The following is a 23,932-nucleotide window of genomic DNA, read 5'->3' as shown; positions in this document are numbered from 1 at the left end:
CGCCGCCGGTCCGGGCACCCGGACCGGCGGGCCTACCGGACGGGCTCGGCGGCGGGCTCGGCGAGGACCACGGACTCCTCGACGACGGCGGCCGCGCCCGCGGCCAGCAGGTTCTCGACCACGACCGCCAGCGGGGAGGTGGTCCCGTCCACCTGCAGCTGCACCGGACGGTCGTGCACCAGCAGCGCGAGCAGCTGCTCGAGGGCCCGCCCGGCCGCGGGATCACCCGGGGCCCAGCCCAGCAGGACGTTGGCCGCGGCCTCGGCCGGCCCCTGGGGCGCGGCCCCCGGGGCGGCGTCGAGCTCCACGGGGCGGTAGCTGACCGCGAAGGCGGAGATCCGGCCCCGCTCCCCCGGGGCCGCGCCGTTGCGCAGCACGACGGCCCCGAAGGCGTGGGCGGCGTCGGAGAGGAAGAGGGTGTTCACCCGGCCCACGGGCAGGTCGGCCGGCGGGTCCCAGCCGTGCTCGGCCCGGTAGAACTCCCACAGGGCCCGGGTGAGCTCGACCGAGCCGGTGGCCAGGTCCTCGACCGTCTGGGCGGGCGAGCCGTCCGGGCCGGCGTCGAGCGGGCGCACCGGCAGCGCGCCGGCCCCGACCCGCACCACGCGCGAGGTGCGCACCGGGTCCAGGCCCGCGGCGCGGGCGAAGCGCTCCCCCGCCGAGCCGGGGGCCACCCGGGTGCGCAGGGCCGTGGTGCCCGACGGCGCGGAGGCGGCCTCGGCGCGCAGCCGGGCCAGCAGCGCGGTGCCGATCCCCTCGCCGCGGCGGTCGGGGGCGACCTCGACCCAGGCCCACAGCCGCAGCGGGTGCAGGGGCGACTCGTGGACCGTGCCGGCGGCCACGGGCACGCCGGAGTCCTCGGCCACCAGCGTGCGCGACCACGGAGCGTCGTCGTCGGGGCGCAGGAGGGCCCGGAACTGCTGGGACTGCGGGGTCTCGGGGTCGGGCCAGACCTCGAGCAGCCGCAGGTCGTCGCCGTCCCGCCAGGGACGGATGCTCAGGCCGGCGGGGGTGCGCATCAGCAGTCGAGCTTCTCGGCGAGGTAGGAGCGGACGCGGTCGAGGGAGACCCGCTCCTGGGTCATGGCGTCGCGCTCGCGCACGGTCACGGCCTGGTCCTCGAGGGTGTCGAAGTCCACGGTGATGCAGTACGGGGTGCCGATCTCGTCCTGGCGGCGGTAGCGGCGCCCGATCGCCCCGGCGTCGTCGAAGTCGATGTTCCACTTCCGGCGCAGCTCCGCGGCGAGGTCGCGGGCCTTGGGCGAGAGCTGCTCGTTGCGCGAGAGCGGCAGCACGGCGGCCTTGACCGGGGCCAGGCGCGGGTCGAGCTTGAGCACGGTGCGCTTGTCCACCCCGCCCTTGGAGTTGGGCGCCTCGTCCTCGGTGTAGGCATCGACGAGGAAGGCCATCATCGACCGGGTCAGCCCGAAGGAGGGCTCGATCACGTAGGGGACGTAGCGCTCCTCGGTCTGCTGGTCGAAGAAGCTCAGCTCCGCGTTGGAGTGCTCGTTGTGCACGCCGAGGTCGTAGTCGGTGCGGTTGGCCACGCCCATCAGCTCGCCCCACGGGTTGCCCTGGAAGCCGAAGCGGTACTCGATGTCGATCGTGCCCGCCGAGTAGTGGGCCCGCTCCTCGGCCGGGACGTCGAAGCGGCGCATGTTCTCCGGGTCGATGCCCAGGTCGGTGAACCAGCTCCAGCAGGCCTCGACCCACTCGTCGAACCAGCGGGCGGCCTCGTCCGGGTGGGTGAAGTACTCGATCTCCATCTGCTCGAACTCGCGGGTGCGGAAGATGAAGTTGCCCGGGGTGATCTCGTTGCGGAAGGCCTTGCCGATCTGGCCGATGCCGAACGGCGGCTTCTTGCGGGCGGCGGTCACCACGTTGTTGAAGTTCACGAAGATGCCCTGGGCGGTCTCGGGCCGCAGGTAGTGCAGGCCCTCCTCGTTGTCCACGGGGCCCAGGAAGGTCTTCATCAGCCCGGAGAACTGCTGCGGGTCCGTCCACTGCCCCTTGGTGCCGCAGTTGGGGCAGGGGATCTCGGCCATGCCGTTCTCGGGGGCCCGGCCCTTCTTCTCCTCGAAGGCCTCCAGCAGGTGGTCCTGGCGGGCGCGCTTGTGGCAGGAGAGGCACTCGACGAGCGGGTCGGTGAAGGTCGCCACGTGCCCGGAGGCCTCCCACACGGCCTTGGGCAGGATGATCGAGGAGTCCAGGCCCACCATGTCCTCGCGCCCGCGCACGAAGGTCTGCCACCACTCGTGCTTGATGTTCTCCTTCAGCTCCGCGCCCAGGGGCCCGTAGTCCCAGGCGGAGCGGGAGCCGCCGTAGATCTCACCCGCCTGGAAGACGAATCCGCGGCGCTTGGCCAGCGAGATGACGTTGTCCAGCGTGGTCTTGGGGGCCATAGGGGTTTCCTCCGGGGTCTCGCCCGACCGCCGGCTGCGGACGCGCGTGGGATGGGTCGCCCCCGGCGTGTCCGCCGCGGGGCGGACGGCCTGCGGCCGTCACGAACGAGGACGCCGCGTGCGACGTCCTCGCCCCAGGGTAGCCAATTGTCGACGGGCCCGCCGCCCGGGCCGGACCGGCCGCGGTCCGCGGCACCGCGCCGCCGCCGCTCCGTGGCCGGCCGGGGTGCTGTCCGGGCGCGGGGCGGGAGCGTGCCCGGAGGATGTGGGCGTGCCGGGGCGGGTGCGGGAGAATGGGCCCATGACGACCTCCCAGCACCCCGGACCCGCCGACGACCTGCCGATCCGCGACGGGATGATCCGCCTCGGTCAGGCGCTGAAGCTCGCGAACCTCGCCGAGGACGGGGCCCAGGCCCGGGCTCTCGTGGAGGACGGGCAGGTGCGGGTCAACGGCGAGGTCGAGACCCGCCGCGGCCGCCAGCTGCACCCGGGGGACGTGGTCGCCGCCGGCGGCGCCGCCGTGCGGATCACCGCCGCGGACTGAGCCGTTCCGGTCCCGCACCCGGGAGGGACGGGGTTCTCGGGAGGGCGCGGCCCTCAGGAGGCGCGGGCGCCCAGGACCACGTGGCGCAGGTACTCCCCGACGTGGCCGAGCTCCTGGGGGCCGATGCCGTGGCCGATCCCGGTGTACTGGACCTTCATGGCGTCGGCGTGCTCGAGCGCCCACTCGGCCGTGGCGTCCACGAGCGCCGGCGGGATGACCGGGTCCTGCGGGTCCCGGCCCCAGAACAGCGGCAGCGGCCGCTCCCGCAGCCGGGCGTCGTCGAAGGCGGGGTGCTCCCCCGGGACCACGAACCCGGACAGCCCCACGACCGCGGCGATCTCCCCGGGCATGTGGCGGGCCAGCGAGGTGGCCATCGCCATGCCCTGGGAGAAGCCCAGCAGGGTGGTGCTCGGGTGCTCGGCGGCGCGCTCGCGCAGCCAGGCGGCCACCGGGAGCACCGCCTCCACGACCGCCTCGGCGGAGAAGCCGAGCTCGCCGGAGAGCGGGAACCACTGGTAGCCCGCCTGCACCGGCTGCGGGGCCCGCAGGGAGACCACGCTGAACTCGGGCGGCAGCGCGGGCAGCAGCCCCATGAGGTCCTGCTCGTGGGAGCCGTAGCCGTGCAGCAGCACGAGCAGCGGGGTCCCGGGGCGGGCGTCGGCGTCGTTGCTCCACACGGCGAACGGCGCGGGGGCCGCACCGGGGTGGGCGGTCGTGGGATCGGCGGGGGCGTCGGTCATGGTCCCCAGTGTGCCACCCGCCGCGGACGGCTCAGTCCTCCCGCAGGACGGTCTCCACGAGCAGCTTCCCGAGCTGGGGGCCCTCGATGAGGAACCCGTCGTGACCGGAGGGCGAGGTGAGGGTGCGCCGGCGCACCTCCCCCGGCAGGGCCGCGGCCAGGACGTCGGACTCGTGCGGCAGGTAGAGCCGGTCGGAGTCCACCGCGGCCACGAGCCACTCGCACGAGGCGCGGGCCAGCGCCTCCTCGAGGGTGCCGCGGCCGCGGGCGACGTCGTGGGACATCAGGGCCTCGTTGACCACGAGGTAGGAGTTGGCGTCGAAGCGCCCGGCGAGCTTGGAGGCCTGGTGGTCGAGGTAGCTCTCCACCTGGTAGCGGCCTCGTTCGGCCGGGCGGGCGCCGATCACGTCCCGCTCCCCCTGCGGGGTGCGCCCGAAGCGGTGGTGCAGCTCCGCGGCGGAGCGGTAGGTGACGTGGGCGATCCGCCGGGCCAGGCCGAGGCCGGCCACGGGGGCGGGGCCGTCGTAGTAGTCGCCGCCGCGGAAGTCCGGGTCCTGGCGGATGGCCAGGTTCTGCGCCTGCCCCCAGGCGATCTGCTCGGCGCTGGACTGGGCGCACGCGGCGATCACGGCGCAGGCGCGCACCCGGTCGGGGACGGTGACGGCCCACTCCAGGGCCCGGGCCCCGCCCATCGACCCGCCGATCACCAGCCGCCACGCGCCGACGCCCAGGGCGTCGGCGAGGGCCTCCTCGGCGCGCACGGCGTCGCGGATCGTGATCATGGGGAAGCGCGAGCCCCACGGCCGCCCCTCGGGGTCCACCTCGGGCGGGGCCGGGCTGGCGGGGCCGGTGGAGCCGTAGCAGCCGCCGACGATGTTGGCGCAGACCACGAACCACCGGTCGGTGTCGATCGCCGCACCGGGACCGACGAGGCCCTCCCACCAGCCGCCGGCCTCGGCGGCGCGCTGCTCGTCCGCGGGGGCGCCGGGACGGGCGCGGCCGGAGGCCACGTGGGTGTCGCCGGTGAGGGCGTGCTCGACCAGCACGGCGTTGGAGCCGTCCGGGGCCAGGGTGCCCCACGTCTCGTAGGCCAGGCGCACCCCGGGCAGCCGGAACCCGGACTCGAGCTCCAGCGTGCCGATCTCGGCGTGGCGCAGCACCCCGTCCTCGCGGACCGGTCCGGGGGCGGCCGCGCCGCGCGGCAGGACCACCGTCATGCCGCGCCCCCGCGGGCCGCGGCGGCGGCGAAGCCTTGCTCGAGGTCGGCGAGGATGTCCTCGACGTGCTCCAGGCCCACGGACAGGCGCACGAAGCCGGGCTCGACCCCGGCGGCCAGCTGCTCCTCGGGCAGCAGCTGGCTGTGGGTGGTCGAGGCGGGGTGGATCACCAGCGAGCGGACGTCGCCGATGTTGGCGACGTTGGAGTGCAGCGTGAGCCCGTCGACGAACGCGGAGCCGGCCTCCCGCCCGCCGTCGAGCACGAAGCCCACGATCGACCCGGCCCCGCGCGGGGCGTACTTGCGGGCGCGGGCGTGCCACGGTGAGGAGGCCAGCCCGGCGTAGGAGACGGAGCGGACGTCGTCGCGGGCCTCGAGCCACCGGGCGACCGCCTCGGCGTTGGCCACGTGGCGCTCCATGCGCAGGGACAGCGTCTCGGTGCCCTGCTCGATGAGGAACGCGTTGAACGGGGAGATCGAGGAGCCGAGGTCGCGCAGCAGCTGCACCCGGGCCTTGAGGATGTAGGAGAGGTTGACGCCGAACGGGCCGTCCGCGCCGAGGGTCTCGGCGTAGACGAGCCCGCCGTAGGACTCGTCCGGCTGGTTGAACCCGGGGAAGCGCTCGGGGTCGCGGCCGTAGTCGAAGCGCCCGGCGTCGACGATCACCCCGCCGATCGCGGTGCCGTGGCCGCCGAGGAACTTGGTCGCGGAGTGCACGACGACGTCGGCGCCCCACTCGAAGGGCCGCACCAGGTAGGGGGTGGCCACGGTGTTGTCCACGATCAGCGGGACCCCGGCGTCGTGGGCGAGGCCCGCGACCGTCTCGATGTCGAGCACGTCGTTGCGCGGGTTGGGGATCGACTCGGCGAAGAAGGCCTTCGTGGTGGGCCGCACGGCCCGCCGCCACGCCTCGGGGTCGTCCGGGTCCTCGACGAACGTGGTCTCGATGCCCAGCTTCGGCAGGGTGTACTTGAAGAGGTTGAACGTCCCGCCGTAGAGGCTCGGGCTGGCCACGACGTGGTCGCCGGCCCCGGCGAGGTTGAGCACCGCGAAGCTCGTGGCGGACTGGCCGGCGCTGAGCATCAGCGCGCCCACCCCGCCCTCGAGGGCGGTGATCCGGTTCTCGACGACCTCGGTGGTCGGGTTGCCGATCCGGGTGTAGATGGGGCCGAGCTCGGCGAGCGCGAAGCGGTCCGCGGCGGCCTGCGCGTCCGGGAAGACGAACGAGGTGGTCTGGTGGATCGGCAGCGCGCGCGAGCCGGTGACCGGGTCGGGGCTCTGGCCGGCGTGGATCTGCCGGGTCTCGAAGGACCAGCCGCCCGGGTTCTCGGGCGTGGGCCGCTCGTCGGTGGTGGTGCGGGGGGACTCGGACATGCCGTGAGCTCCTTGCGGATGGTCAGGGGTCCGGTGTCCGGCCGGAGCGGTGCGGCCGGCTGCGGCCGGGCACCGAGGACCCGCGCTTGCTCGCTCGCCGGGCGCGAGGAGCCTGGTCTTCACCCAGGGCACCCCACCGCGGTGGAGGGTTGCCGGCCAGCTAGCTGGGGCTCGGTGCTGGCGCTCATGACCTGCGGCTCATTCTCTTGAGTCCGGGAACGCGGCGTCAAGCCGGGGCCGCCCGACGGGGCCCGCGCGGCGGCCCCGGACGCTGCGCGCACCGGGCCGGGCAGGATCGTGCACCGGCCCGGGAGGCGGTGCTGCGCCGGTGCGCGGTGCGGCCCGGGCGGGCCCGTGTCGGGGCGGGACGAGCCGATTTGGAGACGAATCTCACAGGGTGCCACGATGTGCCCATGAGAGTCGACCACGTGTCCTACGCCTGCCGCCCCGAGGGCCTCGAGGCCACCACGGAGCGCATCGCCGACCGGCTGGGCATCGAGCCGGTCAAGGGCGGGGTGCACCCGCGCTTCGGCACCCGCAACATGATCCTGCCGCTGACCAACCACCAGTACGTGGAGGTCGTCGAGGTGCTCCAGCACCCCGCGGCCGAGAAGGCGCCCTACGGGCAGGCCGTGCGGGCCCGCTCCGCCGCCGGCGGCGGCTGGCTGGGCTGGGTCGTGGAGGTCGAGGACCTGGCCCCGTTCGAGCGGCGCCTGGGGCGCGAGGCGGTGCCGGGCCACCGGGTGTTCCCGGACGGCCGGTGCCTGCAGTGGCACCAGATCGGCGTCAAGGGTCTCATCGCGGACCCGCAGCTGCCGTTCATGGTGCACTTCGACTCCGCCCCCGAGATGCACCCCTCGCAGGCGCGGATCACGGACGTGGGCCTGCACGGGATGTCCATCGCGGGCTCCCCGGAGCGGGTCACCGACTGGCTGGGCGCGCCGGTCGAGGAGGTGCTCGAGGACCTCGAGGTCGAGTGGCGCTACCCGGAGGGCACGCCGGGGCTGCTCGAGGTGACGTTCACGACCCCCGACGGGGCCGTGACCATCTGAGGCACCGCCCGCCCGGACCACGAGGGGCGGCGTTCGGTGGTTCTCCCCTCCCGGGAGCCGCCGGACGCCGCCCCTCGCGCCGTCCTGCGGGCCGCCGTACCGCGTCCCGCCGGGCCCGGGGGCTCAGCCCAGCAGCCAGGCGCTGCCGAGGAAGCCGACGGCGTCGAGCAGGAAGTGCGCCACCACGAGCGGCATGACCCGGCCCGTGCGCCGGTAGAGCTCGGCGAAGACCAGGCCCATGACCACGTTGCCCAGGAACGGGCCGACGCCCTGGTAGACGTGGTAGAGCCCGCGGAACACGGCGGTCGCGGCGAGCACCGCGGGCCAGCGCCAGCCCAGCCGGGTGAGCCGGTCGGCGAGGAAGGCGACGACGACGACCTCCTCGACCAGCGCGTGGCGCAGCGCCGAGGCCAGCAGCACCGGCACCGTCCACCAGTGCTCCCCCAGCCCCGAGGTGCTGACCGCGGCGGTCAGGCCCAGGGCCCGCCCGGCCGCGTACAGGGCCAGGGTGCCCAGGCCCATGAGCAGGAAGAGCACCGCGCCCAGGCCCAGGTCCGGCCAGGGCATGCGGGCGTCGAGGCCGATCCGGCGCAGCACGGCCGGCAGGGCCGCGGCGGAGCCGGCGAGCAGGTACAGCGCGAGCAGCACCGGCACGAGGTCCAGGCCGATGCCGGCGAGCTGGCGGGCGAGGTCCAGCAGCGGCAGGGGGCTCAGCGCCGGGTTGAGGGTCGCCTGCGCCTCGGCCAGGGGCCCCCGGGCGAGTTGCTCGGCCAGGGAGAGCACGGCGTAGACGGCGGAGGCCCCCAGGGAGACGCCGAGCACGAGCAGGACCTGGGTCCACAGGTCGGCGCGGGCCGAGCCCAGCACGGGGGCGGCGCGGCCGGGGGTCGCGGGCGGGTCGGGGACGGCGGGGGTGCTCATCGGCCCATTATCGGTCCCGCCGCTCCCCGGCCCCGGTTCCCCGGCGCCCTGCGGGACGCCCCCGCTCCGGCTCCCGTCCGGCCCGCCGCCGTCCCGTCGCCGTCCCGGTGCCCGCGCCCCGGCTCCCCCGCCCCGCGGAGGTGTCCCGTCCCCGGCTCCCCCGTCCCACGGGGTGTCCCGCCCGTCGTCCGCGGATCCCTAGGATGGCCCCATGACTGTCCAGCCCCCACGGATCGACCGCCGCCCCGCCCAGCGCGCCTTCCACGGCCACCTCTTCGAGGACCCCTACGAGTGGCTGCGCGAGAAGGAGTCCCCCGAGGTGCTGGCCCACCTCGGGGCGGAGAACGACTACGCGGAGGCCTCCACCGCCCACCTGGGGCCGCTGCGGGAGACGGTCTACGAGGAGATCCGCGCCCGCACCCGGGAGACCGACCTCTCCGTGCCCGAGCGGCGCGGGGACTGGTGGTACTTCGCCCGCACCGTGGAGGGCGGGGCCCACCAGTCCTTCTGCCGGGTGCCCGCCGCCACGACCGGGGATCTTCTCGCCGACTGGACCCCGCCCGTGGTCGAGCCCGGCACCCCCATGCCCGGGGAACAGGTGCTCCTGGACGCCGACGCCGAGGCCGCGAAGCACTCCTTCTACGCCCTGGGCTCCTTCGACGTCGCCGAGGACGGGAGCCTGCTCGCGTGGGCCGAGGACACCACCGGCGACGAGCGCTTCGTGCTGCGCGTGAAGGACCTCGTCACCGGCGCCGTGCTCGCGGACGAGATCCCCGGCGTCTTCTACGGGGCGTTCCTCTCCCCCGACGCCCGGAGCGTCTACTACACGGTGGTCGACGACGCCTGGCGGCCCCACCAGGTGCGCCGCCACGAGCTGGGCACCCCGGTGGCCGAGGACGTCGTGGTGGCGCAGGAGGACGACCCCGGCCTGTGGCTGGGCGCCGGGCTCTCCGCCGACCGGCGGTGGATCCTGCTCGAGGCCGCCTGCTCGGAGTACTCCGAGGTGCGCCTGCTGCCCGCCGACGACCCCGGCGCCGAGCCGCGGGTCGTGCTCCCGCGCACCGACCGGGTGCTCTACGAGGCCGAGCCGTTCCTGCTCGGGGGGCGCGAGCAGATCCTGCTCACCCACGACCACGAGGCCCCCGACTCCCGGGTCTCGCTGATGGACCCCGCCGACCTGGGCCGGCCGGTGGCGCAGGTGGCGCTGCGCGACGTCGTGCCCGCCGTGCCCGGCGAGCGCGTGCACGGCTGCGCCGTCACCGCCGGGCACCTGGTGGTCTCCGTGCGCGCGGGGACCACGCTGCGGGTCCGGCTCGTGCCGCTGGCCGCGCTCGCGGCGGACCCGGCCGCGGCCGCCGTCGAGCCGGCCTTCGGGGAGGAGCTCTACACCGCTACCGTCGCGGCCGCGGAGTTCGACGCCCCCGTGGTGCGGCTGTCCTACACCTCCTTCACCACCCCGCCGCGCGTCTACGACGTCTTCGCGGCCGGGGCCACCGGCGACGACGACGCCCTGCCGGCCGAGCCGCTGCTGCGCCGCGAGGCGACGGTGCTCGGCGGCTACGACCCGGCCGACTACACCGTGGAGCGCGACTGGGCCACCGCCGCCGACGGCACGCGCATCCCCGTCTCGCTGGTCCGGCGCGCCGACCTCGACCCCTCGGTGCCCGCGCCGGTGCTGCAGTACGCCTACGGCTCCTACGAGCACAGCACGGACCCGGCCTTCTCCGTCTCGCGGCTGTCCCTGCTGGACCGCGGCGTGGTGTGGGCGGTCGCGCACGTGCGCGGCGGCGGGGAGCTGGGCCGGTCGTGGTACGAGCACGGGAAGAAGCTGCACAAGGCCAACACGTTCACGGACTTCGTGGCCGTCACCGACCACCTGGCCGCCCGCCCGGACGTGGACGAGCGGCGGATCCTCGTGATGGGCGGCTCGGCCGGGGGCCTGCTCGTGGGCGCGGTGCTCAACCTCGCCCCGGAGAAGTACTGCGGGGCCCTCGCGGCGGTGCCGTTCGTGGACCCGCTGACCTCGATCCTGGACCCCTCGCTGCCGTTGACGGCCCTGGAGTGGGAGGAGTGGGGCAACCCCATCGAGGACCCGCACGTCTACCGGTACATGCGCGAGTACTCCCCCTACGAGAACGTCGGGGCCCGGCCCTATCCCCCGGTGCTCGCGGTCACGAGCCTGCACGACACCCGGGTGCTCTACGTCGAGCCGGCCAAGTGGGTCGCGGCCCTGCGCGAGCGCTCGACCTCCGGGCACCCGGTGCTGCTGCGCTGCGAGATGGCCGGCGGCCACGGCGGGGCCTCGGGCCGGTACGCGCAGTGGCGCGACACCGCCTGGGAGTACGCGTGGGTGCTCGACCAGATGGGCCTGGCCGGCGCCTGAGCCCCCGGGCGCGGGCGTGCGTCCCGGGCCGGCTGCCGGGACCGCCCCGCGCGGGCCGGGCGCCGTGCTCCTCCCGCGCAGGCGGCCGGGGTCCGGACGGGGCCCCGGCCGCGGTCCGGGCTCAGCCGCGCAGACGGGCCGGGTCCAGGGCGGCGACCGTGGCGGGGGTGCACCACGGGCCGACCGCGCCCTCGAGCAGCAGGTCGGCGGCCGCGCGGGCCATCGCCGTGCTCGTCTGGAAGCCGTAGCCGGACTGCCCGGCCAGCCACAGCAGCCCGGGCACCTCCGGGTCCGGCCCGCACACGGGCACCCCGTCGGCGGCCTCGGTGCGCAGCCCGGTCCAGGCCCGCTCGACCCCGGTGATCCCCAGGCACGTCAGCTCGTTGAGGCGGGCCACGAGCGCGTCGACGTCCGCGGCGACGGGGCGGGCGTCGCACGGCTCGCTGGGCACGGCCTCGGCCGGGGAGACCAGCGCCCCCGCCCCGGCACGGCGGTAGTACCAGGCGTCCCCGGCGGCGACGACCATGGGGTGGTCCGCGGCCAGGGGCCGGGCCAGGCGCACGAGGGCCGCGGTGCGCCGCAGCGGGACCAGGCCCAGCGGGACGGCCCCGAAGAGCCCGGCGACCGCGTCCGCCCAGGCCCCGGCCGCGACCACGACCTGCCGGGCGCGCACCCGGTGGGTCCCGGCGCGCACCGCCCAGGCGCCGTCCTCCCGGGCGGCGGCGGTGACGGGGGCCCGCAGCAGGATCCGGGCGCCGGCGGCCTCGGCCGCCCGCCGGTGGCGCTCGACCAGGGCGGCGGCGTCGGTGCGCACCGAGGTCGTGTCGAGCAGCCCGCCCTCGACCTCCGCGGCCGGTGCGCACGCCAGCTCCGGGCACAGTCCGAGCACGGCCTCCCGGTCCAGCTCGGTCGTGCCCGGGACGGCCTCGGCGCGCAGGGCCTCCCCCGCGCCGACGACGACCACGGTCGAGGGCCAGGCCACGGGCCGCTCCGCGTCCGGGCCGGGGGCCAGCAGCGCGGCGACGGTCAGCTCCGTGAGCTCGCGCACGGGCGCGGGTCCGTAGCTGGGGATGAGCTGCTCGGCGGAGCGCCCGGAGGTGTGGTGGGCCGGACGGGGCTCGGCCTCGGCCAGCACCACGCCGGCCCCGGTGCCGCGCCGCCGCGCCAGCTCCGAGGCCAGGGAGAGCCCGGCGATGCCGCCGCCGATCACCAGCACGTCGCAGTCGAGGTCCATGCCCCCATGCTCGCACGCGGAAGGGGCCGCGCCCCGCCCGGCCCGCAGGACGGGTCGGACGGGGCGCGGCCCCCGGCGCCGGGCTCAGCCCTGCACGCCGAGGCGCTCCAGGATCAGCTCGCGCACGCGGGCGGCGTCGGCCTGGCCGCGGGTGGCCTTCATGACCGGGCCGATGAGGGCGCCGACGGCCTGGACCTTCCCGCCCCTGACCTTCTCGACGACCTCGGGCATCGCGGCCATGGCGTCGTCGATCGCGGCCGTGAGCACGGAGTCGTCGGAGACCACGGCCAGGCCGCGGGCCTCGACGACCTCGGCCGGACTCCCCTCGCCGTCCAGGACGTGGGCCAGGACCTTCTTGGCGAGCTTGTCGTTGATCCGGCCCTCGGCGATCAGCCCGTCGAGCTCGACGACGGTGGCCGGGGTGACGCCGAGCTCGGCGATCTCGGCCTCCCGCTGCTTGGCCAGGCGGGCGATCTCGCCCATCCACCACTTGCGGGCCGCGGCCGGGGTGGCCCCGGCGGCGACGGTCTGCTCGATCTCGTCGAGCACCCCGGCGTTGACGACGTCGCGGAACTCCTGGTCGGCGTAGCCCCAGTCGGCCTTGAGCCGGCGGCGGCGCTCGGCCGGGGGCTCGGGCAGCTCGGCGCGCAGCCGCTCGATCCACGCCTCGTCCGTGACGACCGGCACGAGGTCGGGCTCGGGGAAGTAGCGGTAGTCGTCGGCGTCGGACTTCGGCCGCCCGCTCGTGGTCGAGCGGGTGTCCTCGTGCCAGTGCCGGGTCTCCTGCACGATCGTGCCCCCGGCCTGCAGCACGGCCGCGTGGCGCTGGATCTCGTAGCGCACGGCGCGCTCGACGGCCCGCAGGGAGTTGACGTTCTTCGTCTCCGAGCGGGTGCCGAAGGTGGTGGCGCCCTTGGGCATGAGGGAGACGTTGGCGTCGCAGCGGACGTTGCCGCGCTCCATGCGGGCGTCGGAGATCCCGAGGTTCTTCACGATCTCGCGGATGGCGGCCACGTAGGCGCGCGCCAGCTCCGGGGCGCGCTCCCCGGCCCCGACGATGGGCCGGGTGACGATCTCGATCAGCGGCACCCCGGCGCGGTTGTAGTCGACCAGGGAGAAGTCGGCGCCCTGGATGCGGCCGGCGGCCCCGCCCATGTGGGTGAGCTTGCCGGCGTCCTCCTCCATGTGGGCGCGCTCGATCTCCACGGTGAAGACGGTCCCGTCCTCCAGCTCGATGTCGATCGAGCCGTTCTCGGCGATCGGCTCGTCGTACTGGGAGGTCTGGAAGTTCTTCGGGGTGTCCGGGTAGAAGTAGTTCTTCCGGGCGAAGTGGGAGACCGGGCGGATCTCGCAGCCCAGCGCGAGGCCGAGCTTGATGGCGGACTCCACGGCCGCGCGGTTGACCACGGGCAGCACCCCGGGCAGGCCCAGGGAGACCGGCGTGGTGTTCGTGTTGGGCTCGTCGCCGAAGGTGTTCGGGGCGGCGTCGAACATCTTGGTCCGCGTGTTCAGCTCCACGTGCACCTCGAAGCCGAGCACGGGGTCGAACGCGGCCATCGCCTCGTCGAAGGACAGGATCTCAGCGGTCGTCTGCGTCATCAGCGGGCTCCTCCGCGGGCCGGGGCGGACAGGGTGGACTCGGCCAGGTCCCGGACGAGCTCGGTGGTCTCCGGCAGGTCCCGCCACAGCGGCCCGCCCCACCGGTCGGCGAGCAGGGCCTCGAGGCCGGCGCCGGCGCGGTAGAGCCGGGCGTCCTCGCGGGCCGGGGCCATGAACTGGATGCCCACGGGCAGGCCGTCCTCGGGGGCGAGGCCGCCGGGCACGGAGATCGCCGGGATGCCGGCGAGGTTCGTGGGGATCGTCGCGATGTCGTTGAGGTACATCTGCATCGGGTCGGCGGACTCGTCCACCGCGCCCAGCTCGAACGCGGTGGTCGGGGCCGTCGGGGAGACGAGGACGTCGACCTGCTCGAACGCGGCGGCGAAGTCGCGCTGGACGAGGGTGCGGACCTTCTGCGCGGAGCCGTAGTAGGCGTCGTAGTAGCCGGCGGACAGGGCGTAGGTGCCGAGGATGATCCGGCGCTTGACCTCCGCGCCGAAGCCCGCGGCGCGGGTCGCGCCCATGACGCGCTCGATCGTCAGCGGCCCCTCCTCGGGCAGCACGCGGTGGCCGAAGCGCACGCCGTCGTACTTGGCGAGGTTGGAGGAGACCTCCGAGGACATGATCAGGTAGTAGGCGCCCAGGGCGTAGCGGAAGTGCGGGGTCTCGATCTCGACGATCTCGGCCCCGGCCTCGCGCAGGGCCTCGACGGCCTCCCGGAAGCGCTGCTCGACGCCGGGCTGGAAGCCCTCGCCGGTGAGCTCCTTGACCACGCCCACCCGCAGCCCGGCCAGACCGCCCTCGGCGGCCCCGGCCCGCGCGGCGGCGGCGAGCCCGCCCACGGGCTCGGGCAGGGAGGTGGAGTCGCGCGGGTCGTGCCCGCCGACGACCTCGTGCAGCAGGGCGGCGTCGAGGACCGTGCGGGAGACGGGGCCCACCTGGTCGAGGGAGGAGGCCATGGCGATCACGCCGTAGCGGGAGACCCCGCCGTAGGTCGGCTTCACGCCCACCGAGCCGGTCACGGCGGCGGGCTGGCGGATGGACCCGCCGGTGTCGGTGCCCAGGGCCAGGGGCGCCTGGAAGGCCGTCACGGCCGCGGCGGAGCCGCCGCCGGAGCCGCCCGGGATGCGGGCGAGGTCCCACGGGTTGCGGGCGGGGCCGAAGGCCGAGTGCTCGTTGGAGGAGCCCATCGCGAACTCGTCGAGGTTCGTCTTGCCCAGGATCGGCATCCGGGCCGCGCGCAACCGCTCGACGACCGTGGCGTCGTAGGGGCTGCGCCAGTCCTCGAGCATCCGCGAGGCGGCGGTGGTCGGCTGGCCCTTCGTGACGATCAGGTCCTTGACGGCGATCGGCACGCCGGCCAGCCCCGGCAGCTGCTCCCCGCGGGCGCGGGCGGCGTCGACCTCCGCGGCGACCTCGAGGGCCTCCTCGGCGTTGACGTGCAGGAAGGCGTTGAGACCGGCCTTCCCGCGCGAGCGGTCGGACGGGTCGACGGGCGTGCCGTCGGTGGCCCCGATGCGGGCCAGGTGGGCCTCGACGGCCTCGACCGAGGTGGTCTCCCCGGCGGCGAGGCGGTCGGCGAGCTCGGCGGCCGTGAGGCCGACGACGCCCTGGGGCGTTCCGGTGTTCGGCATGCGACTACTCCTCGTCCAGGATGGCGGGAACCTTGAACTTGCCCTCGGCGCGGTCGGGGGCGCCGCCGAGGGCCTCCTCGGCCGTGAGGGTCGGGCCCACCACGTCCTCGCGGAAGACGTTGTGCAGCGGGATCGGGTGGCTCGTGGCCGGGACGTCGGGCCCGGCGGCCTCGCTGACGGACGCCACCGAGTCGACGACGAGGTCGAGCTCCCCGGCCATGGCCGCCAGCTCCTCCTCGGTCATCTCGATGTGCGCGAGCTTCGCCAGGTGGGCGACCTGCTCGCGGGTGATCGCGGACATGCAGACTCCTGCTCGGGGATCGGGTTCGGTGTCCGGACCAGTCTAGCCGCGCCCCGGCCGGGCCCCGGCGGGCCCGGGAGCGGCTGCGGGCGGACGGGGCGCCCGCGCGGGCCTACCCTGGGAGGACCCGACCGACGAGCGCGGGCAACCGCGAAGGAGCTGCACCGAATGGCCGAGAAGAAGCCCGCCCGCACGAAGAAGGCCCGCGGCGCGGGCCGCGACCGCCAGGAGCGCCCCCGCGGACGGGCCCGCAGCGCCCCCTCGGCGGGCCGCTCCGCCGCCGACGCCGCCAACGCCTGGCGCCAGCGGGTGAGCCGGGACGCGGCCGCCACGATCGACACCCTGATGGCCCACGTGCAGGCCGTGGCCGAGGAGCAGCTGGGCCGGCACGGGGCGTTCCCCGCGTTCCTCGTCACCGCGCGCAAGGACGGCGAGTACGAGCTGGACACCCTGGACCCCGGGGAAACGGCCGGGCTCGCCCCCGAGGCGGTGCTCGCGGCGCTGCGGGCCCTGGCCGTGGAGCGGCGCGACGAGCTCGTGTGCGCGGGCGTGGCCTTCCCCGCGACGCTGCCCGACCGGCAGGCGCAGGAGGCCGTGGTCGTCGAGACCGAGCACCGGGAGGGCGCCGCGCTGACGGTGGTCCAGCCCTACCGGGTCAGGGGCGCGGAGCGCACGGTCGGCTTCGGCGACGCGGTCGCCGAGCCCGCCGGCCGGTGGCTGTGGGCATGAGCGTCCGGCGCCCCGCTCCCCCCGCATCCTGACCCCGGGCGGCGGGGCGCCCTGACCCCGGGCGCCCCGGGCCGGCGGGACCGTGTGCCCCGGGGCTGCGGGGCCGTGTGCCCCGGGCCTGCGAGACCGGACACGAGAAAGAGGGCCCCCACCGTGCGGTGGGGGCCCTCTTCGCGTGGACCGGATCCGGGAGGATCAGGCCGGCAGCTGCAGGACCTGGCCCGGGAAGATCAGGTTGGGATCGGCCACGACGTCCGCGTTGGCGGCGTGCAGGGCCTCCCAGCTCTCGAGGCCGAGCTTCTCGGCGATGATCGACAGGGTGTCGCCGGCGACCACGGTGTAGGTCTCGCCCGAGGCGGCCGGGGCGGCGGTCGCGGCCGGGGCCACGTACTCGACGGCGGCGGGGGCCGGAGCCGGGGCCGGAGCGGGCGCCGGGGCCTCGACGGGGGCGGGGGCCTGCACGGCGGCGGGAGCCGGGGCGGGCGCCTCGATCGGGGCCGGGGCCTGCACGGACTGCGGGGCCACGGTGGAGGCGGTGCCCATCGGGTTCTCGGAGGGGTTGGCCGCACCGCTCAGGCCGAGCTTGGCCGAGCAGGCGGGCCACGCGCCCCAGCCCTGGCCCTCGAGGACGTTCTCGGCCACGGCGATCTGCTGCGCCTTGGTGGCGTTCTGGGGAGCGCCAGTGCCGCCGAAGGCGGCCCAGGTGGACGGGGTGAACTGCAGGCCACCGGAGAAGCCGTTGCCGGTGTTGATGTTCCAGTTGCCACCGGACTCGCACTGCGCCAGGGCGTCCCAGGTGGAGGTCGGGGCGGCGTTGGCCGGCAGGGCCATGGCGCCGACGGCGGTCCCGCCGAGCAGGAGGGCGGCGGCACCGCGACGGACGTTGCGACGAACAGCAGTGGTGTTGGTCATGATGCTCCCTCGGGCCACCTGCGCTCGTTTCCGTCCCCGGATGTCTTCGCGCCGCCGTCCACCCGACAGAAGTGTGTTGGGTGTGTGCTTACAGGTTGCTGCCCTTTGGACGACGTGCGGTGGTACGGCAGCACCCGGCATGGAGTTGTGTTCTTCGTGGGGTGACGTCAGGGCAGAGGCGCCCGGACGCACGGGGATCCCCTGGGGGAATCCCGGGGAAGCTGTTGATAACAGTAGCGTAACGATTTCCGTTGCACCACCCTTTTCCGGCCGACGTGGTGTAGCCCACACCGCGGCCGGAAGCGCGACCGGCTCGGCAGGGCCGGGCCGGCGGGACCGAGGTCCTGGTGCCGGTCGGGGGACGAGCCCACCGTCGAACACCGCGAATCACGCTACGGGCACGAAAAGGTCACGGTCAAGTCACGACCGTTGACTGGGAGGGAGCTCACACCCCCGGGCGGCGGCCCCGGCGGGCTCCCCGGGCGTCCGGGCTCAGCCCGGGATCCCCCGCTCACGTGCGGTGATCCACTCGGCCAGGCGGGCCGCGACGGGCACCGGGCCGTCGGCCGCGGCAGGCAGGTCGGGGCGCTCCACGAGGGCGCCGGCCTCCTCGGCGATGAGCGCGCCGGCGGCCCAGTCGTGCTCGTGCAGCCCCTGCTCGGCGTAGCCGTCGAGGGTGCCCTCGGCGACCATGCACAGGTCGAGGGCCGCCGAACCCAGACGCCGCATGTCTGTGTACTGCCTCATCGATCGCAAGAAAGTATCGATCTGGCGTTCCCGGCGCTCGGGGTCGTAGGCGAAGCCCGTCCCGTAGAGCCGGCCCGGGCGGCCCGGCACCGGCCCGGAGAGGCGGCGGGACGCGCCGTCGCGCTCGACCCAGGCCCCGGCCCCGCGCACGGCGTAGTACGTCCGCCCCAGGGCGGGGGCGTCGACGACGCCCACGAGCCAGTTGCCCTCGGCGTCGGAGGCGGCCACGGAGGTGCAGTAGTAGACGATGTCGCGGATGAAGTTGGTGGTCCCGTCCAGCGGGTCCACGGACCAGCGGATGCCCGAGGGCGCATCGGGCCGGTGGGTGCCGGACTCCTCGCCGGTGACGGTGTCGTGCGGGCGCCGGTCCAGGATCGCGCGGAGCACGGCCTGCTCGGCGGCGACGTCGAAGCGGGTGACCCAGTCGCCCTCCTCGGCCTTGCCGCTGACGTCCAGGTGCGCGCCGTCGCGCCCGCGCAGCACCTCGGCCCCCGCGGCGGCGGCGGCCAGCGCCGTGTCCAGCAGCTCCTCGAGCTCGTGGCCGCTTGGGCCCAGGCCCTCCAGCACGTCGTCGTGGCGTCCCATGCTCACTTCCCGTCCTCGTCGTCCGTCGTCTCCGCGGCCGCGTCCTGCCCGGCGCCGGGCGGCGGCGGGGTGTCGTCGTCGTCCCCGTCGCCGGCGAAGGCCTCCGGCCCCCGGGCGAGGAGCAGCTCGAAGCCGGCCTCGTCGAGGACGGGCACGCCGAGCTGCTCGGCCTTGTCCAGCTTGGTGCCCGCGTTCTCCCCGGCCACCAGGAAGTCGGTCCGGCGCGAGACCGATCCCGAGGCCTTCCCACCGCGCTGCAGCACGGCCTCCTTGGCGGAGTCGCGGCTGTAGCGCTCGAGCGAGCCGGTCACCACGACCGTGACGCCCTCGAGGGTGCGCGGGAGGGACGCGTCGACCTCGTCCTCCATCCGGACCCCGGCGGCGGCCCAGCGCTCCACGATCTCGCAGCGCCAGGGCTCGGCGAACCACTCGGTCACCGCGGCGGCGATGGTCGGGCCCACCCCGTCCACCCCGGCGAGGGTCTGCTCGTCGGCGTCGCGGATGGCCTGCATCGACCCGAAGGCGGTGGCCAGGGAGCGGGCGGCGGTGGGGCCCACGTGCCGGACGGACAGGGCCACGAGCACGCGCCACAGGGGCTGGGACTTGGCCTTCTCGAGCTCCTCGAAGAGCTTGCGGGTGGTGGCCGTCGGCTCGGAGGGCTTCTTGGCGGTGCCCTTGGTCCAGAAGTAGGGCACGAGCTCGGTCTCGCCCGTGGGCTCGCCCTTCCGGCGCTTCTCCCGGCGGATCCGCACCTCGCGCAGGTCCTCCGGGGTGAGGTCGAACAGCTGGGCCTCGCTGGTCAGCGGGGGCGTCGCGGGCTCGTCCGGGGCGGTCAGGGCGAGGGCGGCCTCGTAGCCGAGGGCCTCGATGTCGAAGGCCCCGCGCCCGGCGGCGTGGAAGACGCGCTCGCGCAGCTGGGCCGGGCAGCTGCGGGCGTTGGGGCAGCGGATGTCGACGTCCCCCTCCTTGGCGGGGCGCAGCTCGGTGCCGCAGGAGGGGCAGTGCGTGGGCATCACGAACTCCCGCTCGCTGCCGTCGCGCAGGGCGACCACGGGCCCGACGATCTCGGGGATGACGTCCCCGGCCTTGCGCAGCACGACCGTGTCCCCGATGAGCACGCCCTTGGCCCGCACCACGTCCTGGTTGTGCAGGGTGGCCATCTCCACGGTGGAGCCGGCCACGCGCACGGGCTCCATGAGCCCGAAGGGGGTGACGCGGCCGGTGCGCCCCACGTTGACGAGGATGTCGAGCAGCGTCGTGTTGACCTCCTCCGGCGGGTACTTGTAGGCCACCGACCAGCGGGGCACGCGGGAGGTGTGGCCCAGGCGGAACTGGGTGCGGCGGTCGTCGATCTTCACCACGATGCCGTCGATCTCGTGGATGAGGTCGTGGCGGCGCCGGCCGTACTCCTCGATGAGCTCGAGCACCTCCCCGGTGGAGGCCAGCACCTTCGTGTAGGGGCTCACGGGCAGGCCCCAGCCCTCGAGCAGGCCGTAGACCTCGGACTGGGTCGCGGCCTCCAAGCCCGTGGCGGCGCCCACGCCGTGGACGTACATCGACAGCCGGCGCCGGGCCGTGACCTCCGGGTCCTTCTGCCGCAGCGACCCGGCCGCGGCGTTGCGCGGGTTCGCGAACGGTGCCCGGCCCTCCGCGACGATGGCCTCGTTGAGGGCGCGGAAGTCCTTCGCGGAGATGAAGACCTCGCCGCGGACCTCGACCTCCTCGGGGATCCCCTCGCCCTGGAGCACGGTGGGGATCGAGCCGATGGTGCGCACGTTGTGGGTGACGTCCTCGCCGGTGGTCCCGTCCCCGCGGGTCGCGGCACGCACGAGCTCGCCCCCGCGGTAGAGCAGGTTCACGGCGAGGCCGTCGATCTTCAGCTCGGTCAGCCACGCGGGGGCCGGTGCGCCGGGCAGCTCGGCGACCGCGGCGGCGGTCTTGTCCATCCAGGCCACGAGCTCGTCGGTGGAGAAGACGTCCTCGAGGGAGTACATGCGGGCCAGGTGCTCGACCGGGGCGAACGCGGCCGAGACCTCGCCGCCGACCTCCTGGGTGGGCGAGTCGTTGGCGACGATCTGCGGGTGCAGGGCCTCGAGCTCCTCGAGCCGGCGGTACAGGGCGTCGTACTCGGCGTCGGAGATCCGCGGGGCGTCCTCGACGTAGTAGGCCGTGCGGGCGGCGCGGACCCGGTCGACGAGCTCGGCGTACTCCTCCTTGAGCGCGTCGTCGGGCTCGGCCGGGTTGAGGTCCTGGCCGGAGGCGTCGACGGGCTGCGCGGTGCTGGTCTGCTGTGGGCTCACCGGACCATTGTGTCCCACGGCCCGCACGCCCGGGGCGCGGCACCCCGGCACCGCGGTGCCCCGTCCCGCGGGCCGGGGCACCGCACCACGGCGGGTCTCCGCCGGGAGGCCGGGGCCCGGTGCGGCACGGGCCCCGCCGGCCCGGGCTCAGCGCGGGTCGTCGAGGCCCAGCGGCAGCCCGAAGGCGGTGCGCACCCCGGGCGAGCACAGGACGCTGTCCGGGGGCCGGTCCGCGAGGTCACCGAACCCGGTGGCGCGGACGAGGTCGTCCTCGAGGGCCAGCAGCTCGCCCCGGTGCAGCGGCCACGGCGCGTGGGTGTTGGGCACCCACAGGGACCTGCCCCACGCCCGGGTGTGCAGGCCGAAGCGGGCGGTGAGGAACACCTCGAGGGGCCCGGGCCGCGCGAGGCGCTCCCCCACGGCCACGCGCACCCGGCTGCCCGGGCGGGTGCGCCCGGCCCGGCGCCGGCTGCGGTGGTCGAGGACGGTGCGCCCGGCGTCGTCCTGCTCCCGGTCCAGGCGCATCCGGGCCCAGCGGTAGGGCACCGCCAGCAGGGCCCGGGCCCCCAGCACGACGGCGGCGCGCTCGGCCTCGAGGGTGCGGAAGACCACGCCGCGCCGGCCCTGCCCGTCCACGGAGTAGGTGCGGACGTTGAGCTCGAGGAAGCTGCCCAGCCACGGCACCCCGCCCCGCCCGGGCGGGCCCGCGCCCACCATGCGGAACGGGACCAGGCCCACCCAGGCGGAGCCGTCGTGGACGTCGGGCCGGACCCCGCGCGGCAGCAGCGGGGCCACCAGCGCGGGGTCGGTGCGCCAGTGCACGAAGCACGCGTCCCGCCACTGCTGCTCCGCGACCCGGCGCGTGGGCAGCGGCGGGCCCTGCGGGTCCAGCGGCCGGGGCGGGCGGGGGCTCACGGTCCGAGCCGCTCGACCGTCCCGGTGAAGTGCGGGCGCCGGCGGCGGGGGTCCCAGCCGGCGTAGTCGGAGCGCCGCCAGCCCGGCCCGCGCCCGTCGTCGGCGACCGCCACGGCCACCGTGCCCGGCAGCGGGACGGGGGCGGCGAACTCGACGGTCCACCGGAAGGCCGTCCCGGCGGGGACGGCGACGCCGGCGAGGGCGCGGGAGGCGCAGTACATGCCGTGGGCGATCGCCCCCGGCATCCCCAGGGCCCGCGCGGAGGGCCCGGAGAGGTGGATGGGGTTCCAGTCCCCGCTCACGGCGGCGTAGTCCCGTCCCGTGCCGGCGGCCAGCCTCCAGGTGCCGGTCGGGGCCGGCGGGACGAACTCCCGGCGCGGGCGGTCCTCGGCCGTGCCCGGCACGCGCACCCCCTTCGCGAGGTAGGTGGAGCGGCCCGTCCACACGGTTCCGCCGTCCTCCCGCGCCAGGCGGGCGACGACGTCGACCTGCGCCCCGGCCCGGTGCGGGCGCAGCCGCTCGGCGCGGGCCGTGACCGTGAGCTCCTCCCCGACGACGACGGCGCCGCGGTGCTCGACCTCGTTGGCCAGGTGGACCATGCCGAGCACGGGCAGCGGGAAGTCCGGGCGGGTGAGCACGCTCATGGCCACGGGGAAGGCGAGGGCGTGCAGGTGCCCCGAGAACGCCTCCGGTCCGCGCGGGCCCTCCCGCCGCGGGGCGCCGACGGTGCGGCAGAACGCCTCGTGCCCGGCCGGGTCGACGCGCACGCCCTCGACGACGTGCTCGACGGCGGGCAGCACGGGCTCCCCGCCCCGCCGGTCCCCGCCCAGGGAGGCCGGGAGCCGGCGGGCGAGGGCCCCGCCGGCGGCGCCGGCCGCGGCACGGACGTAGAGCCCGCCGAGGGAGGGGGCCTCCTCGAGCACGACCTGCCGGCGCTCCCCCGGCTGCGGGCCCGTCACGCGCCCACCAGGTTCTGCCCGCAGACCCGCAGGGTCTGGCCGTTGACCCCGGCGGCGGCGCCGGAGGCGAGGTAGAGCACGGCCTCGGCGACGTCCACCGGCAGCCCGCCCTGCTGCAGCGCGTTCAGCCGGCGCGCGACCTGGCGGCGGGCCGCGGGGATCCGTGCGGTCATCTCCGTCTCGACGAACCCCGGGGCCACGGCGTTGATCGCGCCCCCGCGCGCCGCGAGCAGGGGCGCGGCGGCGGCGACCATCCCGATCACCCCGGCCTTGGAGGCGGCGTAGTTGGTCTGCCCCCGGTTGCCGGCGATCCCGCTCGTGGAGGCGAGGCAGACGATGCGCGGGGCCTCGCCCAGGCCCTCGCCCGCGAGCAGCTGCTCGTTCATCCGCAGCTGCGCCTCGAGGTTGACGGCGAGCACGGAGGCCCAGCGGGCCTCGTCCATGTTGGCCAGCAGCTTGTCCCGGGTGATCCCGGCGTTGTGCACCACCACGTCGAGGTGCCCGAAGCGCTCGCGGGCCGCGGCCAGGACCCGCCGCCCGGCGTGCTCGTCCGTGACGTCGAGCTGGAGGGCCACCGCGTGCAGCTCGTTGGCCAGGGCGGCCAGCGGCTCGCCGGCGGCGGGGACGTCGACGACGACGACGCGGGCGCCGGCGGCGGCGAGCGTGCGCGCGATCTGCGCGCCGATGCCCCGGGCGGCGCCGGTGACGGCGGCGACCCGGCCGGCGAGCGGGGCCTCCCAGTCGGCGGGCAGGGTCCCGGTGGTCCCGCCGACCGTCACGAACTGCCCGGAGACGAACGCGCTGCGCCCGGAGAGCAGGAAGCGCAGCGCTCCGAGCACGCCGGGAGCCGTGGGGCCGACGCCGTCGGCGAGCAGGACCCCGTTGGCGGTGGCCCCGCCGCGCAGCTCCTGGGCCACCGAGCGCAGCAGGCCCACGACGGCCTGGCGGGCCGCGGCGACCGCGGGCGGGAGCGGCTCGGCGGCCGCGGGGGTCGCCGAGGCCGCGCCCGCGCCGACGCCCGGGGCGGGCCGGGAGACGGTGACCACGCGCCCGCCGGGGGCCAGCTGGCGCAGCACCGCGCCGAGGGCGAGGGCCGGCTCCTGCAGCCCGCCGGGGGCCTCGAGGTCGGCGAGCACGAGCAGCACGGCGCCCAGGCGCCCGGCGCCCTCGGCGCGGCGGCGGACGTCGAGGTCCCAGTCCAGCAGCGCCTCGGCGATCCGGTCCGCGTCGGGGCCGCGGCCCAGCACGAGGACCGGGCCGGGCACGAGCGGGGCCGCGGGGTCGTGGCGGCGCAGCCGCACGGGGCGGGGCAGCCCGAGCCGGCCGGCGAGGGCGGCGCCGGGGCCGGTGCTGACGAGGTCGAGATAGGTGTCCGTCACAGGGGCTC

Annotated in this window: 20 protein-coding genes and 1 riboswitch; of the genes, 4 read left to right on the top strand and 16 right to left on the bottom strand. The window is 76.0% G+C overall.

The window, feature by feature from the left end:
* Positions 1 to 32: 32 nt before the first annotated feature.
* The gene (locus AS188_RS08165) at positions 33 to 1,019 is read right to left on the bottom strand and encodes a GNAT family N-acetyltransferase (protein WP_058858443.1); all 987 of its coding nucleotides are present in this window, start codon (positions 1,017 to 1,019) and stop codon (positions 33 to 35) included.
* Positions 1,019 to 2,401, bottom strand: coding sequence for a glycine--tRNA ligase (locus tag AS188_RS08160; protein ID WP_058858442.1), 1,383 nt, complete (start codon positions 2,399 to 2,401; stop codon positions 1,019 to 1,021). Before AS188_RS08160 ends, AS188_RS08165 begins: the two co-directional genes overlap by 1 nt.
* Positions 2,402 to 2,702: 301 nt before the next feature.
* On the opposite strand from AS188_RS08160, the gene AS188_RS08155 reads away from it, so the two are divergent.
* Positions 2,703 to 2,945 (top strand): RNA-binding S4 domain-containing protein, encoded by a 243-nt coding sequence (locus AS188_RS08155; RefSeq protein WP_058858441.1) that lies wholly within the window; start codon positions 2,703 to 2,705, stop codon positions 2,943 to 2,945.
* A 53-nt stretch (positions 2,946 to 2,998) separates the two neighbouring features.
* On the opposite strand, the gene AS188_RS08150 is transcribed toward AS188_RS08155, so the two are convergent.
* The 3 genes from AS188_RS08150 to AS188_RS08140 are packed head-to-tail and all read right to left on the bottom strand — an operon-like array spanning position 2,999 to position 6,274.
* Entirely contained in the window at positions 2,999 to 3,685 is a 687-nt protein-coding gene (locus AS188_RS08150; RefSeq protein WP_058858440.1) for an alpha/beta hydrolase, read from the bottom strand.
* A 31-nt stretch (positions 3,686 to 3,716) separates the two neighbouring features.
* On the bottom strand, positions 3,717 to 4,901 hold the full coding sequence (gene metX, locus AS188_RS08145) for a homoserine O-acetyltransferase MetX (RefSeq protein ID WP_058858439.1): 1,185 nt from the start codon (positions 4,899 to 4,901) through the stop codon (positions 3,717 to 3,719).
* Complete coding sequence (locus AS188_RS08140) at positions 4,898 to 6,274, bottom strand: bifunctional o-acetylhomoserine/o-acetylserine sulfhydrylase (protein WP_058858438.1); 1,377 nt, start codon at positions 6,272 to 6,274, stop codon at positions 4,898 to 4,900. Before AS188_RS08140 ends, metX begins: the two co-directional genes overlap by 4 nt.
* 77 nt (positions 6,275 to 6,351) lie before the next feature.
* Positions 6,352 to 6,466, bottom strand: a riboswitch (SAM riboswitch).
* 221 nt (positions 6,467 to 6,687) lie between these two features.
* Between AS188_RS08140 and AS188_RS08135 the strand changes: the two genes are divergently transcribed.
* On the top strand, positions 6,688 to 7,326 hold the full coding sequence (locus AS188_RS08135; RefSeq protein ID WP_058858437.1) for a VOC family protein: 639 nt from the start codon (positions 6,688 to 6,690) through the stop codon (positions 7,324 to 7,326).
* A gap of 123 nt (positions 7,327 to 7,449) precedes the next feature.
* Here the strand turns inward: AS188_RS08135 and AS188_RS08130 are convergent, their stop codons facing one another.
* Positions 7,450 to 8,247: a CPBP family intramembrane glutamic endopeptidase gene (locus AS188_RS08130; protein WP_058858436.1), complete on the bottom strand. Its 798-nt coding sequence runs from the start codon at positions 8,245 to 8,247 to the stop codon at positions 7,450 to 7,452.
* A 211-nt stretch (positions 8,248 to 8,458) separates the two neighbouring features.
* On the opposite strand from AS188_RS08130, the gene AS188_RS08125 reads away from it, so the two are divergent.
* Positions 8,459 to 10,630 (top strand): S9 family peptidase, encoded by a 2,172-nt coding sequence (locus AS188_RS08125; protein WP_058858435.1) that lies wholly within the window; start codon positions 8,459 to 8,461, stop codon positions 10,628 to 10,630.
* A 121-nt stretch (positions 10,631 to 10,751) separates the two neighbouring features.
* On the opposite strand, the gene AS188_RS08120 is transcribed toward AS188_RS08125, so the two are convergent.
* The 4 genes from AS188_RS08120 to gatC all read right to left on the bottom strand — a co-directional run bounded on the left by AS188_RS08120 (position 10,752) and on the right by gatC (position 15,398).
* A complete protein-coding gene (locus AS188_RS08120; RefSeq protein ID WP_058858434.1) occupies positions 10,752 to 11,864 on the bottom strand; it encodes an NAD(P)/FAD-dependent oxidoreductase in 1,113 nt (370 codons plus the stop codon).
* An 84-nt stretch (positions 11,865 to 11,948) separates the two neighbouring features.
* A complete protein-coding gene (gene gatB, locus AS188_RS08115; RefSeq protein WP_058858433.1) occupies positions 11,949 to 13,463 on the bottom strand; it encodes an Asp-tRNA(Asn)/Glu-tRNA(Gln) amidotransferase subunit GatB in 1,515 nt (504 codons plus the stop codon).
* Positions 13,463 to 15,097 carry an Asp-tRNA(Asn)/Glu-tRNA(Gln) amidotransferase subunit GatA gene (gene gatA, locus AS188_RS08110; RefSeq protein ID WP_058858432.1) on the bottom strand — a complete coding sequence of 545 codons (1,635 nt, stop codon included), beginning with the start codon at positions 15,095 to 15,097 and terminating at the stop codon, positions 13,463 to 13,465. Before gatA ends, gatB begins: the two co-directional genes overlap by 1 nt.
* A 4-nt stretch (positions 15,098 to 15,101) precedes the next feature.
* Positions 15,102 to 15,398, bottom strand: coding sequence for an Asp-tRNA(Asn)/Glu-tRNA(Gln) amidotransferase subunit GatC (gene gatC / locus AS188_RS08105; RefSeq protein ID WP_058858431.1), 297 nt, complete (start codon positions 15,396 to 15,398; stop codon positions 15,102 to 15,104).
* 168 nt (positions 15,399 to 15,566) lie between these two features.
* Here gatC and AS188_RS08100 point away from each other — a divergent pair, with 168 nt between their 5' ends.
* The gene (locus AS188_RS08100) at positions 15,567 to 16,127 is read left to right on the top strand and encodes a hypothetical protein (RefSeq protein ID WP_147050428.1); all 561 of its coding nucleotides are present in this window, start codon (positions 15,567 to 15,569) and stop codon (positions 16,125 to 16,127) included.
* Between the two features lie 195 nt (positions 16,128 to 16,322).
* Here the strand turns inward: AS188_RS08100 and AS188_RS08095 are convergent, their stop codons facing one another.
* The 6 genes from AS188_RS08095 to AS188_RS08070 all read right to left on the bottom strand — a co-directional run bounded on the left by AS188_RS08095 (position 16,323) and on the right by AS188_RS08070 (position 23,924).
* Complete coding sequence (locus tag AS188_RS08095; protein WP_058858430.1) at positions 16,323 to 17,039, bottom strand: LysM peptidoglycan-binding domain-containing protein; 717 nt, start codon at positions 17,037 to 17,039, stop codon at positions 16,323 to 16,325.
* A 492-nt stretch (positions 17,040 to 17,531) separates the two neighbouring features.
* The gene (locus AS188_RS08090) at positions 17,532 to 18,371 is read right to left on the bottom strand and encodes an inositol monophosphatase family protein (RefSeq protein ID WP_058858429.1); all 840 of its coding nucleotides are present in this window, start codon (positions 18,369 to 18,371) and stop codon (positions 17,532 to 17,534) included.
* Positions 18,372 to 18,373: 2 nt separating this feature from the next.
* Complete coding sequence (ligA, locus tag AS188_RS08085; RefSeq protein ID WP_058858428.1) at positions 18,374 to 20,671, bottom strand: NAD-dependent DNA ligase LigA; 2,298 nt, start codon at positions 20,669 to 20,671, stop codon at positions 18,374 to 18,376.
* Positions 20,672 to 20,818: 147 nt separating this feature from the next.
* Entirely contained in the window at positions 20,819 to 21,586 is a 768-nt protein-coding gene (locus AS188_RS08080) for a YqjF family protein (RefSeq protein WP_058858427.1), read from the bottom strand.
* Positions 21,583 to 22,545, bottom strand: a complete 963-nt coding sequence (locus AS188_RS08075) for a MaoC/PaaZ C-terminal domain-containing protein (RefSeq protein WP_058858426.1) — start codon at positions 22,543 to 22,545, stop codon at positions 21,583 to 21,585. Before AS188_RS08075 ends, AS188_RS08080 begins: the two co-directional genes overlap by 4 nt.
* Positions 22,542 to 23,924 (bottom strand): 3-oxoacyl-ACP reductase, encoded by a 1,383-nt coding sequence (locus AS188_RS08070; protein ID WP_058858425.1) that lies wholly within the window; start codon positions 23,922 to 23,924, stop codon positions 22,542 to 22,544. The genes AS188_RS08075 and AS188_RS08070 overlap by 4 nt, the downstream gene beginning before the upstream one ends.
* Positions 23,925 to 23,932: the final 8 nt, after the last annotated feature.

Origin of the sequence: Kocuria flava (assembly GCF_001482365.1) — a bacterium.
In the GTDB taxonomy this organism is placed as follows: domain Bacteria; phylum Actinomycetota; class Actinomycetes; order Actinomycetales; family Micrococcaceae; genus Kocuria; species Kocuria flava.
This window is presented reverse-complemented; position numbering and strand designations above follow the sequence as displayed.

Coding starts and splice junctions, on each gene's coding strand:
- AS188_RS08165 (WP_058858443.1), bottom strand. CDS start 1,019: ATGCGCACCCCCGCCGGCCTGAGCATCCGTCCCTGGCGGGACGGCGAC.
- AS188_RS08160 (WP_058858442.1), bottom strand. CDS start 2,401: ATGGCCCCCAAGACCACGCTGGACAACGTCATCTCGCTGGCCAAGCGC.
- AS188_RS08155 (WP_058858441.1), top strand. CDS start 2,703: ATGACGACCTCCCAGCACCCCGGACCCGCCGACGACCTGCCGATCCGC.
- AS188_RS08150 (WP_058858440.1), bottom strand. CDS start 3,685: ATGACCGACGCCCCCGCCGATCCCACGACCGCCCACCCCGGTGCGGCC.
- metX (WP_058858439.1), bottom strand. CDS start 4,901: ATGACGGTGGTCCTGCCGCGCGGCGCGGCCGCCCCCGGACCGGTCCGC.
- AS188_RS08140 (WP_058858438.1), bottom strand. CDS start 6,274: ATGTCCGAGTCCCCCCGCACCACCACCGACGAGCGGCCCACGCCCGAG.
- AS188_RS08135 (WP_058858437.1), top strand. CDS start 6,688: ATGAGAGTCGACCACGTGTCCTACGCCTGCCGCCCCGAGGGCCTCGAG.
- AS188_RS08130 (WP_058858436.1), bottom strand. CDS start 8,247: ATGAGCACCCCCGCCGTCCCCGACCCGCCCGCGACCCCCGGCCGCGCC.
- AS188_RS08125 (WP_058858435.1), top strand. CDS start 8,459: ATGACTGTCCAGCCCCCACGGATCGACCGCCGCCCCGCCCAGCGCGCC.
- AS188_RS08120 (WP_058858434.1), bottom strand. CDS start 11,864: ATGGACCTCGACTGCGACGTGCTGGTGATCGGCGGCGGCATCGCCGGG.
- gatB (WP_058858433.1), bottom strand. CDS start 13,463: ATGACGCAGACGACCGCTGAGATCCTGTCCTTCGACGAGGCGATGGCC.
- gatA (WP_058858432.1), bottom strand. CDS start 15,097: ATGCCGAACACCGGAACGCCCCAGGGCGTCGTCGGCCTCACGGCCGCC.
- gatC (WP_058858431.1), bottom strand. CDS start 15,398: ATGTCCGCGATCACCCGCGAGCAGGTCGCCCACCTGGCGAAGCTCGCG.
- AS188_RS08100 (WP_147050428.1), top strand. CDS start 15,567: ATGGCCGAGAAGAAGCCCGCCCGCACGAAGAAGGCCCGCGGCGCGGGC.
- AS188_RS08095 (WP_058858430.1), bottom strand. CDS start 17,039: ATGACCAACACCACTGCTGTTCGTCGCAACGTCCGTCGCGGTGCCGCC.
- AS188_RS08090 (WP_058858429.1), bottom strand. CDS start 18,371: ATGGGACGCCACGACGACGTGCTGGAGGGCCTGGGCCCAAGCGGCCAC.